The sequence below is a fragment of the Streptomyces sp. NPDC059567 genome, from assembly GCF_042735655.1.
GTDB lineage: Bacteria > Actinomycetota > Actinomycetes > Streptomycetales > Streptomycetaceae > Streptomyces.
Genome location: NZ_JBHWBS010000002.1, coordinates 1 through 13,478 on the forward strand (window position 1 = coordinate 1; position 13,478 = coordinate 13,478).

The 13,478-nt window shown below is 70.4% G+C and carries 16 protein-coding genes; 14 read left to right on the forward strand and 2 right to left on the reverse strand.

Features of this window, described 5'->3' with window-relative positions; translation table 11 throughout:
* Window positions 1-29: 29 nt before the first annotated feature.
* From lepB (ACFVZW_RS01410) to ACFVZW_RS01435, 6 genes are all read left to right on the forward strand, one after another.
* The gene (lepB, locus tag ACFVZW_RS01410) at window positions 30-836 is read left to right on the forward strand and encodes a signal peptidase I (protein ID WP_384515548.1); all 807 of its coding nucleotides are present in this window, start codon (window positions 30-32) and stop codon (window positions 834-836) included.
* Window positions 829-1,893 carry a signal peptidase I gene (gene lepB, locus ACFVZW_RS01415; protein ID WP_384515048.1) on the forward strand — a complete coding sequence of 355 codons (1,065 nt, stop codon included), beginning with the start codon at window positions 829-831 and terminating at the stop codon, window positions 1,891-1,893. Before lepB (ACFVZW_RS01410) ends, lepB (ACFVZW_RS01415) begins: the two co-directional genes overlap by 8 nt.
* Window positions 1,808-2,740 (forward strand): signal peptidase I, encoded by a 933-nt coding sequence (lepB, locus tag ACFVZW_RS01420; protein ID WP_384515551.1) that lies wholly within the window; start codon window positions 1,808-1,810, stop codon window positions 2,738-2,740. The genes lepB (ACFVZW_RS01415) and lepB (ACFVZW_RS01420) overlap by 86 nt, the downstream gene beginning before the upstream one ends.
* A 63-nt stretch (window positions 2,741-2,803) precedes the next feature.
* Entirely contained in the window at window positions 2,804-3,643 is an 840-nt protein-coding gene (gene lepB / locus ACFVZW_RS01425; RefSeq protein WP_384515051.1) for a signal peptidase I, read from the forward strand.
* Between the two features lie 92 nt (window positions 3,644-3,735).
* Window positions 3,736-4,212, forward strand: coding sequence for an NUDIX hydrolase (locus tag ACFVZW_RS01430; RefSeq protein WP_384515554.1), 477 nt, complete (start codon window positions 3,736-3,738; stop codon window positions 4,210-4,212).
* Between the two features lie 55 nt (window positions 4,213-4,267).
* The gene (locus ACFVZW_RS01435) at window positions 4,268-4,576 is read left to right on the forward strand and encodes a DUF2469 domain-containing protein (RefSeq protein WP_005311352.1); all 309 of its coding nucleotides are present in this window, start codon (window positions 4,268-4,270) and stop codon (window positions 4,574-4,576) included.
* Between the two features lie 89 nt (window positions 4,577-4,665).
* Here the strand turns inward: ACFVZW_RS01435 and ACFVZW_RS01440 are convergent, their stop codons facing one another.
* The gene (locus ACFVZW_RS01440) at window positions 4,666-4,941 is read right to left on the reverse strand and encodes a hypothetical protein (RefSeq protein WP_384515594.1); all 276 of its coding nucleotides are present in this window, start codon (window positions 4,939-4,941) and stop codon (window positions 4,666-4,668) included.
* Here ACFVZW_RS01440 and ACFVZW_RS01445 point away from each other — a divergent pair.
* The 5 genes from ACFVZW_RS01445 to ACFVZW_RS01465 all read left to right on the forward strand — a co-directional run bounded on the left by ACFVZW_RS01445 (window position 4,922) and on the right by ACFVZW_RS01465 (window position 9,873).
* Window positions 4,922-5,248, forward strand: a complete 327-nt coding sequence (locus tag ACFVZW_RS01445; RefSeq protein WP_384515557.1) for a YraN family protein — start codon at window positions 4,922-4,924, stop codon at window positions 5,246-5,248. The two genes, ACFVZW_RS01440 and ACFVZW_RS01445, sit on opposite strands and share 20 nt — an antisense overlap.
* Before the next feature lies 1 nt (window position 5,249).
* Window positions 5,250-6,863, forward strand: coding sequence for a YifB family Mg chelatase-like AAA ATPase (locus ACFVZW_RS01450; protein WP_384515054.1), 1,614 nt, complete (start codon window positions 5,250-5,252; stop codon window positions 6,861-6,863).
* Window positions 6,860-8,182 carry a DNA-processing protein DprA gene (dprA, locus tag ACFVZW_RS01455; protein ID WP_384515057.1) on the forward strand — a complete coding sequence of 441 codons (1,323 nt, stop codon included), beginning with the start codon at window positions 6,860-6,862 and terminating at the stop codon, window positions 8,180-8,182. The genes ACFVZW_RS01450 and dprA overlap by 4 nt, the downstream gene beginning before the upstream one ends.
* Window positions 8,183-8,422: 240 nt before the next feature.
* Window positions 8,423-9,262 (forward strand): RNA polymerase sigma factor WhiG, encoded by an 840-nt coding sequence (gene whiG, locus ACFVZW_RS01460; protein WP_384515060.1) that lies wholly within the window; start codon window positions 8,423-8,425, stop codon window positions 9,260-9,262.
* A 53-nt stretch (window positions 9,263-9,315) separates the two neighbouring features.
* The gene (locus ACFVZW_RS01465; RefSeq protein WP_384515559.1) at window positions 9,316-9,873 is read left to right on the forward strand and encodes a TetR/AcrR family transcriptional regulator; all 558 of its coding nucleotides are present in this window, start codon (window positions 9,316-9,318) and stop codon (window positions 9,871-9,873) included.
* Window positions 9,874-9,941: 68 nt separating this feature from the next.
* Here the strand turns inward: ACFVZW_RS01465 and ACFVZW_RS01470 are convergent, their stop codons facing one another.
* On the reverse strand, window positions 9,942-10,409 hold the full coding sequence (locus ACFVZW_RS01470; RefSeq protein ID WP_384515063.1) for a M23 family metallopeptidase: 468 nt from the start codon (window positions 10,407-10,409) through the stop codon (window positions 9,942-9,944).
* A 257-nt stretch (window positions 10,410-10,666) separates the two neighbouring features.
* On the opposite strand from ACFVZW_RS01470, the gene rpsB reads away from it, so the two are divergent.
* From rpsB to pyrH, 3 genes are all read left to right on the forward strand, one after another.
* Window positions 10,667-11,572, forward strand: coding sequence for a 30S ribosomal protein S2 (rpsB, locus tag ACFVZW_RS01475; RefSeq protein ID WP_376439559.1), 906 nt, complete (start codon window positions 10,667-10,669; stop codon window positions 11,570-11,572).
* Between the two features lie 114 nt (window positions 11,573-11,686).
* Window positions 11,687-12,523 (forward strand): translation elongation factor Ts, encoded by an 837-nt coding sequence (gene tsf, locus ACFVZW_RS01480; protein WP_376439556.1) that lies wholly within the window; start codon window positions 11,687-11,689, stop codon window positions 12,521-12,523.
* A gap of 158 nt (window positions 12,524-12,681) precedes the next feature.
* On the forward strand, window positions 12,682-13,446 hold the full coding sequence (pyrH, locus tag ACFVZW_RS01485; protein ID WP_384515067.1) for a UMP kinase: 765 nt from the start codon (window positions 12,682-12,684) through the stop codon (window positions 13,444-13,446).
* Window positions 13,447-13,478: the final 32 nt, after the last annotated feature.

A 13,478-nucleotide genomic window follows, 5' to 3' on the forward strand; every position in this document is an offset into this window, starting at 1 on the left:
GGACAGACGAGCCGGACTCCGGGTTCGAGGTGCGGGAGCCCGGGCACGACGCTCGGGATCCCGGGACGGACGAGCGGGCGGCCGCCCCGGACTCCGGGCCCGATGGACGGCCGGACCCAGGGCCCGATGGGCCGGACTCCGCGGCCACGGAGCGGGACGTCGTCGCCGGGTGGACCTGGCGCCGCTCGAGCGGCATCGGAGCCCTCTGCGTGGTCTTCCTGCTGCTCCTGAGCCACTTCGTGATGCAGCCCTTCCTGATCCCCAGCCGCTCGATGGAGCCCACCCTCCAGGTCGGGGACCGGATCCTCGTGAACAAGCTGGCGTACCGTTTCGGCGACCTGCCGCGCCGCGGTGACGTCGTCGTCTTCGACGGCACCGGCTCCTTCCTCCAGGAGGCCCCCGAGCAGAACCCGGTCACCGGTCTGCTGCACGGCGCGGCCGCCGCCCTCGGCCTCGCCGAGCCCGCAGAGACCGACTTCGTGAAGCGGGTGGTGGGCGTCGGCGGCGACCGGGTCGTCTGCTGCGACGCCGACGGCCGGCTGACCGTCAACGGCGTTCCCGTCGAGGAGTGGTACGTCATGCTGGGCGACGCGCCGTCGAAGGTTCCCTTCGACATCGTCGTCCCTCAGGGCACCCTGTGGGTCATGGGCGACCACCGCAGCCAGTCCAGCGACTCCCGCGACCACCTCGGTCAGCCGGGCGGCGGCATGGTGCCCGTGGAGCGCGTGATCGGGCGCGCGGACTGGATCGGCTGGCCCTTCGGCCGCTGGTCCGAGGTGCAGGAGACCGAGGCCTTCGCCTCCGTACCCACACCCCCGGCGGGCGGCCATGGGTAACCGGGGCAGGCCAGCCGGGCACCGCGGCGACACCCGCCTTCCCACCGGCACACGGCCGACGGAGGCCGGCGGCCGTCCGCTGCCCGGCCGGGCGGAACGGCGCAGGCTCGCCCGCAAGGTCAAGCGCAGGCGGCAGCGCTCCGCGGTCAAGGAGATCCCGCTCCTGATCACCGTCGCCCTGCTGATCGCGCTCGTCCTGAAGACCTTCCTCGTCCAGGCCTTCGTCATCCCGTCCGGCTCCATGGAGCAGACGATCCGGATCGACGACCGGGTCCTGGTCGACAAGCTCACGCCCTGGTTCGGCTCCAAGCCGCAACGCGGCGACGTCGTCGTCTTCAAGGACCCCGGCAACTGGCTCCAGGACGACACCGCGCCCGTCACCGAGGACCCGATCGGCGTCAAGCAGATCAAGCAGGTCCTGACCTTCATCGGACTGCTGCCCTCGGCCGACGAGCAGGACCTGATCAAACGGGTCGTCGCGGTCGGCGGCGACACGGTCGAGTGCTGCGGAGCGGACGGCCGGGTCAAGGTCAACGGCGTACCGCTGGACGAACCGTATCTGCACCCGGGGAACGAGCCCTCGAAGATCAAGTTCAAGGTGACGGTGCCCGCCGGACGGATCTTCGTGCTGGGCGACCACCGGTCGGACTCCGCCGACTCCCGCTTCCACCTCGACGAGAAGGATCAGGGAACGATCTCCGAGGAGGACGTGGTGGGCCGGGCCGTCGTCATCGCCTGGCCGGTGAGCCACTGGCGGCGGCTGGAGGAGCCGGACACGTTCGCGGCCGTACCGGACGGTCGTTCGGCTTCTGTGTCCGCACACGGTGCGTCGCATAGTGTGTCCTCGCGGAATCTGAACGGATTGCCCTGGCTCCCGACCCCTGCGGAACTCCCGCTCGTTATGGGAGTGGTGGGCCTGTCCCTGTTCTGGGGCAGGCATATGCACGGACTGAGGAGTGGATGTGGGGGATGTGGCCGTCGGCGCACGATCCGGACACGACGAGCCGGAGGAGAGGCCCGAGCGGCTCGCCGAATCGGCGGTGGCCATGAGGGATGACTCCTCCGGCCGGCACGACGCCGACCCCGCGGACGGCGAGGGCGAGACCGGACAGGACCAGCAGGACGGACCCGGTCAAGGCGGGAAGAAGCCGCGTTCCTTCTGGAAGGAACTGCCCCTGCTGATCGGTATCGCGCTGCTCCTCGCGCTGCTGATCAAGACCTTCCTGGTGCAGGCGTTCTCGATTCCCTCGGACTCGATGATGAACACGCTCCAGCGCGGTGACCGAGTCCTCGTGGACAAGCTGACCCCGTGGTTCGGCTCCGAGCCGGAGCGCGGAGAGGTCGTCGTCTTCCACGACCCGGGCGGCTGGTTGGAGGGCGAGCCCACCCCCGACCCGAACGCGCTGCAGAAGTTCCTGAGCTTCATCGGGCTGATGCCCTCCGCCGAGGAGAAGGACCTGATCAAGCGCGTCATCGCGGTCGGCGGCGACACGGTCTCCTGCAAGGAGGGCGGCAAGGTCATCCTCAACGGAAAGCCCCTGGACGAGACCTCGTACATCTACCCCGGCTCCTCGCCGTGCGGTGACAAGCCTTTCGGGCCGATCACCATCCCCGAGGGCAGCATCTGGGTGATGGGCGACAACCGCCAGAACTCCCTGGACTCCCGCTACCACCAGAACCTCCCGGGCGGCGGCGCGGTCCCGAACGACGAGGTCGTCGGACGCGCGGTCGTCGTGGCCTGGCCGGTCACCCGCTGGGCGACGCTGCCCGTGCCGAGCACCTTCGACCAGCCCGGACTGAGCCAGGCGCTGGCCGTGGCCCCGGGCGCGGCCGGACTCGCCGGCGCGGTACCGCTCGTGCTGTGGAACAGGAAGAGGCTTGCGTCTCGGCATACCGCCGAGTAGGAACGCGCGGGTAGGGTGCCGTCCCAGATCGACGAACCGACCTTGAGGGTGGGGAGCGCTGGGATGAGCGGAACGATACGAACGGACGGCGGCCGCGGCCGCCTCGGCAGCGTGCTGTCGGGGCTGGCCGTGGCCGTCGGCTGTGTGCTCTTCCTCGGCGGCTTCGTCTGGGGAGCCGTCCTCTACCAGCCCTACAGCGTGCCCAGCGACTCCATGACCCCGACCCTGGCCGTCGGGTCCAAGGTCCTCGCGCAGCGCATCGACGGCGACGAGGTGCGGCGAGGCGACATCGTCATCTTCGAGGACAAGCTCTGGGGCGGCGTGCCCATGGTCAAGCGGGTCGTCGGCGTCGGCGGCGACACGGTCGCCTGCTGCGGCGCGGACGGCCGCCTCACCGTGAACGGCAAGGCGGTCGAGGAGACGTATCTGAGCCCCGGCGCCCCCGCCTCCGGGCAACGGTTCTCCGCGACCGTGCCGGACGGAAGCCTCTTCCTCCTCGGCGACGAACGGCACAACTCCCTCGACTCCCGGGTCCACCTCGAGGAGGCCGGCCAGGGCTCCGTGCCGCGCTCCGCGGTAACCGGCCGGGTCGATGCCGTCGTCTGGCCCATGGACGGCGTCCTCGCGCGACCCGAGGGCTTCACGGCACTGCCGGGCGGGATCTCGCAGCCCGGGCCCGTGATGCCGCTCTTCTACGCGATCGCCGCCGGGTGTGTACTGATCCTTGCCGGAGCCGCGTACGGGCCGCTGGCGGCACGGCTCGGCGGGAGGACCGGGGGCACCTCGGGCGGACGTTCGGGCAGCGCCCCGGGTGGCGGATCCGGCGGTGCGTCCGGTGGTGCGTCCGGTGGGCGGGGAGAGGGGACCGGCGGACGGTCCGGCAGGGAGACGGTGAGCACGTGACGGGTACCGAGGGACCGGCAGGGGCGACGGGTTCGGCCGGCGCGGGTTCCGCCGGGGCGGGTTCCGCCGGGGCGGCCACGCCCGGGCGGGAGCTGCGGCGGGTCGCGCGGATCGTGCTGCTCGACCCCGACGACCGCATCCTGCTCATGCACGGGTACGAGCCCGACGACCCGGGTCAGACGTGGTGGTTCACCCCCGGCGGCGGCCTGGAGGGCGACGAGACCCGCGAGGAGGCGGCACTTCGCGAGCTGGCGGAGGAGACCGGGATCACCGACGTCGATCTCGGGCCGGTCATCTGGCAGCGGATCTGCTCCTTCCCCTTCGACGGGCGGCGCTGGGACCAGGACGAGTGGTACTACCTGGCACGAACCACCCAGACCGCGACGGCCCCCGGCGGCCTGACCGAACTGGAGGCGCGCAGTACCGCGGGGCTGAGGTGGTGGACCTCCGCCGAACTGTCGGCGGCGCGTGAGACGGTGTACCCGACCAGACTCGCCGAGCTGCTGCACAGGCTGCTCGACGAGGGACCGCCGAGCGCGCCGGTGGTGCTCGCCCCGGAAATCGTCTAGGGGTGCGAGTGGCTGGCGCACAATAGGTGGACGCACGGCTGAAGGGGAACATGCCATGAGCGCCGAGGACCTCGAGAAGTACGAGACCGAGATGGAGCTGAAGCTCTACCGGGAGTACCGCGATGTCGTCGGGCTGTTCAAATACGTGATCGAGACCGAGCGGCGCTTCTACCTCACGAACGACTACGAGATGCAGGTGCACTCGGTCCAGGGCGAAGTGTTCTTCGAGGTGTCCATGGCCGACGCCTGGGTCTGGGACATGTATCGGCCGGCCAGGTTCGTCAAGCAGGTCCGAGTGCTCACCTTCAAGGACGTGAACATCGAGGAGCTCAACAAGAGCGACCTGGAGCTCCCCGGCAGCTGAGGCGCGGGCCGAAACCACCCCCAAGGGTGAGGCGGTTGTCCACAGACGGGCAACCGTCCACCAAGATCCACACGCGACATCGCGGAGCGTCACATTCGGTACCGGAGGTGGTACCGAATGAACACGACCCACGCGACGAACGCAGCCCGCCCGACACGCACCACCGAGCCGACGAAGGCAACGAGCCGCGCGAAGACGACGAGCCGCGCGAGCACGACGAACTCTGCCGGCCCGGCGAAGTCAACGAGCCGCACGAGCACGACCAGCCCGGCCGGCCCGGCGAAGGCACCGAGCCGCGCGAACACAACGCGCCCGACGAACGCACTCGGGCGGTACGGGGAAGAGCTGGCCGTCCGGCGGCTCACCCAGGCCGGAATGGCCGTCCTCGCACGGAACTGGCGCTGCGGCCGCACCGGCGAGATCGACATCGTCGCCCGCGACGGCGACACCCTCGTCATCTGCGAAGTGAAGACCCGCCGCGAAGGCGCCTTCGAACACCCCATGGCCGCCGTCACACCCACCAAGGCCGACCGGCTCAAACGACTCGCCGCCTGCTGGCTCGACCGCCACGGAGGACCCCCACCAGACGGCGGCGTCCGCATCGACCTGATCGGCATCGTCCTGCCCCGCCGCGGCGCCCCCGTCCTCACCCACGCCCGAGGGGTGGCCTGAGATGGGATTCGCCCGCACCTGCTCCGTCGCCCTCGTCGGCGTCGAAGGCGTCGTCGTCGAGGTCCAGGCCGACCTCGAAGCCGGAGTCGCCGCCTTCACCCTCGTCGGACTCCCGGACAAGAGCCTCAGCGAGAGCCGCGACCGGGTCCGCGCCGCCATCGTCAACTCCGACGCCGAATGGCCCCAGAAGAAACTCACCGTCGGACTCAGCCCCGCCTCCGTCCCCAAAGGCGGATCCGGCTTCGACCTCGCCGTCGCCGCAGCCGTCCTCGGCGCCGCCGAGCGCATCGACCCCCGAGTCATCGCCGACCTCGTCCTCATCGGCGAACTCGGCCTCGACGGCCGCGTCCGGCCCGTCCGCGGCGTCCTGCCCGCCGTCCTCGCCGCCGCCGAAGCCGGCTACCGACATGTCGTCGTCCCCGAACAGACAGCGAGCGAAGCCGCCCTCGTCCCCGGAGTCTCCGTCCTCGGCGTCCGCAGCCTCCGCCAACTCATCGCCGTCCTCTCCGACGAACCCCTCCCCGAAGAAGAAGCCCCCGAGGAAGGCCGACCCGACGCCATGCTCGCCGGACTCCTCGTCCCCGGCGCCGGGGTCGGCACCGGCCTCGCCGCCGACCCCGCCGACGGACCCGACCTCGCCGACGTCGCCGGACAGCACAGCGCCCGCCGAGCCCTCGAAGTCGCCGCCGCAGGCAGCCACCACCTCCTGCTCTCCGGACCACCCGGCGCCGGGAAAACCATGCTCGCCGAACGACTCCCCGGCATCCTGCCCCCACTCACCCGACAGGAGTCCCTCGAAGTCACCGCCGTCCACTCCGTCGCCGGCATCCTCCCGCCCGGCGAACCCCTCGTCCGCCGCGCCCCCTACTGCGCCCCCCACCACTCCGCGACCATGCAATCCCTCGTCGGCGGCGGCAACGGCCTCCCACGCCCCGGCGCGGTATCCCTCGCCCACCGAGGCGTCCTCTTCCTCGACGAAGCCCCCGAGTTCTCCGGCAAAGCCCTCGACGCCCTGCGACAACCCCTCGAATCCGGCCACGTCGTCGTCGCCCGCGCCGCCGGAGTCGTCCGACTCCCCGCCCGCTTCCTCCTCGCCCTCGCGGCCAACCCCTGCCCCTGCGGACGGCACGCCCTGCACGGCGCCGGATGCGAATGCCCCGCCTCCCTCATCCGCCGCTACCAGGCACGCCTCTCCGGCCCCCTCCTCGACCGCATCGACCTCCGCGTCGAAGCCGAGCCCGTCACCCGATCCGACCTCCTCGGACAAGGCGGCCGGGGCGAAACCACCGCCGCCGTCGCCGACCGCGTCCGCGAAGCCCGCGCCCGCGCAGCAGCCCGCCTCGCCGACACCCCCTGGAACGTCAACAGCGAAGTCCCCGGACACGAACTGCGTACCCGCTACCTCGTCCACCCCGGAGCCCTCGCCGCCGCGGAACGCGACATCGAACGCGGACTCCTCACCGCACGCGGCCTCGACCGCGTCCTCCGCGTCGCCTGGACCGTCGCCGACCTCGCCGGACACGACCGGCCCGACACCCACGACGTCGAACTCGCCCTCCAACTGCGCACCGGCATCACCCGAGGCGTACCCGTCGGAGCAGGGGACTTCTCATGACCCCCGACGAAACACGCAGCACACCAACACCACGCCGCACCACCCCCGGCGAACAACACGCCACAGAAGAAACACCCCACGCCACCCCCGACGACGAACGCCTCGCCCGCGCCGCCCTCACCCGCATCGTCGAACCCGGCGACGAACACGCCGGCCGCTGGCTCCGCCGCTACGGCGCCACGGGCTTCCTCCGACTCCTCCGCGAACCCGCCGCAGCCGATCACGCCGCACACACCGACACCACCCTCCCGCCCCACCCGAGCCCCTCAGCCACACAGGGCTCCACCCCCACCCCCGACACCGGCGCCCTCCCCGGCACCGGAGAGAAACGCATCGACGGATGGCGACGCCGAGCCGCAACCGTCGAACCACGACGAGACCTCGACGCCGCCACCCGACACGGCGCCCGGCTCGTCATCCCCGGCGACACCGAATGGCCCCGGCAACTCGACGACCTCGGCGACACCCGCCCGATCGGACTCTGGATCCGCGGCCCGGCCGACCTGCGAACCTGGGCCCTGCGCTCCGTCGCCGTCGTCGGCGCCCGCGCCTGCACCCCCTACGGCGCACACATGGCCACCACCCTCGCCTCCGGACTCGCCGAACACGGCTGGGTCGTCGTCTCCGGCGCCGCCTTCGGTATCGACGGCGCCGCCCACCGAGGCGCCCTCGCCGCCCAAGGCGCCACCGTCGCCGTCCTCGCCTGCGGCGTCGACACCCCCTACCCCCGCGGCCACGCCGGACTCATCGGACGCATCGCCGAACAAGGCCTCGTCGTCGGAGAGTTACCACCCGGCAGCCACCCCACACCCAGCAGATTCATCCTCCGCAACCGCGTCATCGCCGCCCTCACCCGCGGCACCGTCGTCGTCGAGGCCCAGTACCGCAGCGGCTCCCTCGTCACCGCCCGCAGCGCCCACCGCCTCGGCCGCCACACCATGGGCATCCCCGGCGCCGCCACCAGCGGCCTCTCCGCCGGAGTCCACGAACTCCTGCGAGGCGAGGCCACCCTCGTCACCGACGCCGCCGAAGTGATCGAACTCGTCGGCGACATGGGCCAACTCGCCCCCGCCCGCCGCGGACCCGTACTACCCCGAGACCTCCTCGACCCGCACACCGCCCACATCCTCGAAGCCCTCCCCGCCGGCCACCCCACACCCGCACCGGTGATCGCCGACCGAGCCGGCACCACCCCCGACGACACCCTCGCCCGGCTGTACGAACTCCACGCCCTCGGCTTCGTCGAACGACAAGGCGACGACTGGCGGTTGACGAACAGCCCCCCAGAAGGGAGGAACGCGCGGCGAGGCGGTACTTGACCTGGAGCATTCGGGTGAAAAGGTAATGCCGATGAACAATCGAGTTCTCTCGGCCGCATCCGAGGGGCCGACACGCGCCACGGCCCCGCGTTCGAAGATGTGGACGAGGGCGCCCACCCCGACCGGCGCGATCCGCAGAGGTTCGCTCACCGCGACAGTCCAGTCACGCTACGCTCACCAGGATTCCCTACCGGACACACCCACCGACCCACTCCACAGCAGAACGGCTCAAGGCAACGCATGCCCCAGCACACCTCCGGGCCTGACCGCGCTGCGGTGCCCCCAGCAGCCCGGGGAGGCACCGTGCGACCGCCCGCACCGACATCGCTCGACGAACTGTGGCGCTCGTACAAGGACACGGGCGACGAGCGGCTGCGGGAGCAGCTGATCCTGCACTACTCCCCGCTCGTGAAGTACGTCGCCGGCCGCGTCAGCGTCGGACTGCCGTCCAATGTGGAACAGGCCGACTTCGTCTCCTCCGGAGTCTTCGGACTGATCGACGCCATCGAGAAGTTCGACGTCGAGCGGTCGATCAAGTTCGAGACCTACGCCATCACCCGCATCCGCGGCGCCATGATCGACGAACTCCGCGCCCTGGACTGGATCCCCCGCTCCGTACGCCAGAAGGCACGCAACGTCGAGCGCGCCTACGCCACCCTCGAGGCCCAACTGCGGCGGACCCCCTCCGAAAGCGAGGTCGCCGCCGAGATGGGCATCGCCCTGGAGGAACTGCACGCCGTTTTCAGCCAGTTGTCCCTGGCGAACGTCGTGGCACTCGAAGAGCTGCTGCACGTCGGAGGCGAGGGCGGCGACCGGCTGTCCCTCATGGACACCCTCGAGGACACGGCCGCCGACAACCCCGTCGAGGTCGCCGAGGACCGCGAGCTCAGAAGGCTGCTCGCCCGGGCGATCAACACGCTCCCCGAGCGCGAGAAGACCGTCGTCACGCTGTACTACTACGAGGGCCTCACCCTCGCCGAGATCGGCAATGTCCTCGGCGTCACCGAGAGCAGGGTCAGCCAGATCCACACCAAGTCGGTCCTGCAGCTGCGCGCCAAGCTGGCCGATGTAGGGCGCTGACGCCGCGAGGCCGGTCGTACAGTGGAGCCGTGCCCAGGATTCGAGCGGCCAGTGTGGCCGAGCACCGGACGATGCAGCGCGGCGCCCTGCTGGACGCCGCGCGATCCCTGCTGTCCGAGGGCGGTACGGAAGCGCTGACCTTCCCCGCCCTCGCCGAGCGCACGGGCCTCGCCCGCTCCTCGGTGTACGAGTACTTCCGCTCCCGCGCGGCCGTCGTCGAGGAGCTGTGCGCCGTCGACTTCCCCGTCTGGGCGGCCGAGGTCGAGGCGGCGATGGCCCAGGCCGACACGGCCGAGGGCAAGGTCGAGGCGTACGTACGCCAGCAGCTGGAGCTGGTGGGGGACCGGCGCCACCGGGCGGTCGTCGCCATCTCCGCGAGCGAGCTCGACGACGGCGCCCGCGAGAAGATCCGCGCCGCCCACGGCGGTCTCGTCGCCATGATCGTCGAAGCCCTCGCGGACCTCGGCCAGGCCCAGCCGCGCCTCGGCGCGATGCTCCTCCAGGGCGTCGTGGACGCGGCCGTACGCCGAATCGAGCTGGGAGCGGCGGAGGAGCCGGACCGGATCGCCGACGCGGCGGTCTCCATGGCCCTCCGAGGCGTCAGCGGCTGATCCCGCTGGGGGCCTCCCCCCCCGCCCCCTCCCCTCCCCCCCCGGCCCCCTCCGTAGTGGTTCCTGCGTCACGGCACCCCTGTCACCGGCAGCAGCCTTGAGGGGCCATGGCGGAGGAGGAGCAGTGGGTTCAGGTAGGTGTCGCCGCGTAGGAGGCCCCAGTGGAGGCAGGACTCCGGGCAGTGGGGGGTTTCCTCGGGCGGCGTGGTGAGGGTGGCGACCGGTTGGCCGCGGGTGACCGTGGTGCCGGTGGTGACTGTGGGGGTCACCGGTTCGTAGGTGGTGCGCAGGGGTGGGTTTCCGGTGTCCGGCAGGGTGATCGTGAGGACTCCGCGGCCTGCCACCCGGCCCGCGAAGGTGACGACGCCGGAGGCCGCCGCTTTCACCGGGGTGCCCGGTGGGGCGGCCAGGTCGAGGCCGCGGTGGCCGGGGCCGTAGGGGCCGGCCGGTGGGTCCCAGCCGCGGATGATCTCGGGGCGGGGTGGGCCCACGGGCCAGATCAGGGTGGCCATCAGGAGCAGTGTCGTGAGGTGCATGGGGATCACACTCCCGTGGGCGCCCGGTTCGTGGGGATCATGGTCGTTATCTGTGGAATACCGGCCGGTTGTGGACAGCGCCGTCACCCGGCACGCCCCGGGTCCCGTACACTTCCTATGGCGATCCGGGTCACCGGGTCGACTTCGCACGCCCCGCCACCCAACCCTCACCGGTCGTGGCAGCGCCTTTTCGGTCCCTTGTGGCACGGCGCGTCGGGGCGTCAGGACATAACCGAGAAACTCAAGGAGATACGGCCATGGCCGTCGTCACGATGCGGGAGCTGCTGGAGAGCGGCGTCCACTTCGGTCACCAGACCCGTCGCTGGAACCCGAAGATGAAGCGCTTCATCTTCACCGAGCGCAACGGCATCTACATCATCGACCTGCTCCAGTCGCTGTCGTACATCGACCGCGCCTACGAGTTCGTCAAGGAGACCGTCGCCCACGGCGGCTCCATCATGTTCGTCGGTACGAAGAAGCAGGCCCAGGAGGCCATCGCCGAGCAGGCGACGCGTGTCGGCATGCCGTACGTCAACCAGCGTTGGCTCGGTGGCATGCTCACCAACTTCTCCACCGTCTACAAGCGTCTGCAGCGCCTCAAGGAGCTCGAGCAGATCGACTTCGAGGACGTCGCCGCCTCGGGTCTCACCAAGAAGGAGCTCCTGGTCCTCTCCCGCGAGAAGGCCAAGCTGGAGAAGACCCTCGGTGGTATCCGCGAGATGCAGAAGGTGCCGAGCGCCGTCTGGATCGTCGACACCAAGAAGGAGCACATCGCCGTCGGTGAGGCGCGCAAGCTCCACATCCCGGTCGTCGCGATCCTCGACACCAACTGTGACCCCGACGAGGTCGACTACAAGATCCCGGGCAACGACGACGCGATCCGCTCCGTCACCCTGCTCACCCGCGTGATCGCCGACGCCGTCGCCGAGGGCCTCATCGCCCGCTCCGGCGCTGCGACCGGTGACTCGAAGCCGGGCGAGAAGGCCGCGGGCGAGCCGCTCGCCGAGTGGGAGCGCGACCTGCTCGAGGGTGAGAAGAAGGCTGACGAGGCCGAGGTCCAGACCTCTGCCGAGACCGAGAAGGTCGCCGACGCCGAGGCTGCCACGGCTGCCGAGGTCGTCGAGGCTGCGGAGGCTCCGGCCGCCGAGGCCGAGCAGGCCTGACCCACGGCCCGACCTTCACAGGTCCGGTTGTTTCGGATGTAGACGGCGGGGGCCCACGAAGCCCCCGCCGTCCACCCGTAGATCTTTCAGACTTCGAGAGAGAAACTCAGACTCATGGCGAACTACACCGCCGCTGACGTCAAGAAGCTCCGTGAGCTCACCGGCGCCGGCATGATGGACTGCAAGAAGGCTCTGGACGAGGCCGACGGCAACGTCGACAAGGCCGTCGAGGCCCTGCGCATCAAGGGCCAGAAGGGCGTCGCCAAGCGCGAGGGCCGCTCTGCCGAGAACGGCGCCGTCGTCTCCCTCATCGCCGACGACAACACCTCCGGTGTCCTCGTCGAGCTGAAGTGCGAGACGGACTTCGTCGCCAAGGGTGACAAGTTCCAGGCCGTCGCCGCCGCGCTCGCCGCGCACGTCGCCGCCTCCGCCCCGGCCGACCTGGAGGCGCTGCTCGCCTCCGAGATCGAGCCCGGCAAGACGGTTCAGGCGTACGTCGACGAGGCCAACGCCAACCTGGGCGAGAAGATCGTTCTCGACCGCTTCGCGCAGTACGCCGACGGCTTCGTCTCGGCCTACATGCACCGCACCATGCCCGACCTGCCCCCGCAGATCGGTGTTCTCGTCGAGTTCGACAAGGAGAACGCCGAGGTCGCCAAGGGTGTCGCGCAGCACATCGCCGCCTTCGCGCCGAAGTACCTCACCCGTGAGGACGTTCCGGCCGAGGTCGTCGAGACCGAGCGTCGCGTCGCCGAGGAGACCACCCGCGCCGAGGGCAAGCCCGAGGCCGCGCTCCCGAAGATCGTCGAGGGTCGCGTGAACGGCTTCTTCAAGGACGCCACGCTGCTCGGCCAGCCGTACGCGCTGGACAACAAGAAGTCCGTCCAGCAGATCCTGGACGAGGCCGGTGTCACCCTGAAGCGCTTCACGCGCATCAAGGTCGGCATCTGAGTCCGTACGCAACGGACACCGGACCCCGGTAGGGTCTGAAGCAGTCGTCCACGCTCGCGTAGGACGACCGCAGATCTGACGAGGAGGCCATTGCCGTACGGGAAACCGCAAGGACCCACCGGCAATGGCCTTCGTCGTATGTGCACGAGGAGATCTCCATGAACCAGTCCGCCGCACAGGGCGACGACATCCACGGCAAAAAGGCCGGCCGCTTCATGCTGAAGCTGTCCGGCGAGGCGTTCGCCGGCGGCGGCGCGCTCGGCGTCGACCCCGACGTCGTGCACAAAATCGCGCGCGAGATCGCCGCGGTCGTCCGCGACGGAGCGGAGATCGCGGTCGTGATCGGCGGCGGAAACTTCTTCCGCGGCGCAGAGCTGCAGGTGCGCGGCATGGACCGGGCGCGCTCCGACTACATGGGAATGCTCGGCACCGTCATGAACTGCCTTGCCCTCCAGGACTTCCTGGAGAAGGAAGGCATCGACTCCCGTGTCCAGACGGCCATCACCATGGGCCAGGTCGCGGAGCCGTACATCCCGCTGCGTGCCGTGCGCCACCTGGAGAAGGGCCGTGTGGTCATCTTCGGTGCCGGTATGGGAATGCCGTACTTCTCCACCGACACCACGGCCGCCCAGCGTGCCCTGGAGATCGACGCCGAGGCCCTGCTGATGGGCAAGAACGGCGTGGACGGGGTCTACGACTCCGACCCGAAGTCCAACCCCGACGCGGTCAAGTTCGACGCGCTGGAGTACGGCGAGGTGCTCTCCCGCGACCTGAAGGTCGCGGACGCCACCGCCATCACGCTGTGCCGCGACAACAATCTCCCGATCCTCGTCTTCGAACTGCTCGCGGAGGGCAATATCGCGCGCGCGGTGAAGGGTGAGAAGATCGGCACTCTCGTGAGCGACCAGGGCACCCGGGCCTGAGCCTCGGCTCGAATCCGGGTACCTCCCCGCGA

Bases quoted from the DNA above. Each gene is read 5' to 3' on its own strand.
- lepB (WP_384515048.1), top strand. From the start codon at position 829: ATGGGTAACCGGGGCAGGCCAGCCGGGCACCGCGGCGACACCCGCCTT.
- lepB (WP_384515051.1), top strand. From the start codon at position 2,804: ATGAGCGGAACGATACGAACGGACGGCGGCCGCGGCCGCCTCGGCAGC.
- ACFVZW_RS01435 (WP_005311352.1), top strand. From the start codon at position 4,268: ATGAGCGCCGAGGACCTCGAGAAGTACGAGACCGAGATGGAGCTGAAG.
- ACFVZW_RS01450 (WP_384515054.1), top strand. From the start codon at position 5,250: ATGGGATTCGCCCGCACCTGCTCCGTCGCCCTCGTCGGCGTCGAAGGC.
- dprA (WP_384515057.1), top strand. From the start codon at position 6,860: ATGACCCCCGACGAAACACGCAGCACACCAACACCACGCCGCACCACC.
- whiG (WP_384515060.1), top strand. From the start codon at position 8,423: ATGCCCCAGCACACCTCCGGGCCTGACCGCGCTGCGGTGCCCCCAGCA.
- ACFVZW_RS01470 (WP_384515063.1), bottom strand. From the start codon at position 10,409: ATGCACCTCACGACACTGCTCCTGATGGCCACCCTGATCTGGCCCGTG.
- rpsB (WP_376439559.1), top strand. From the start codon at position 10,667: ATGGCCGTCGTCACGATGCGGGAGCTGCTGGAGAGCGGCGTCCACTTC.
- tsf (WP_376439556.1), top strand. From the start codon at position 11,687: ATGGCGAACTACACCGCCGCTGACGTCAAGAAGCTCCGTGAGCTCACC.
- pyrH (WP_384515067.1), top strand. From the start codon at position 12,682: ATGAACCAGTCCGCCGCACAGGGCGACGACATCCACGGCAAAAAGGCC.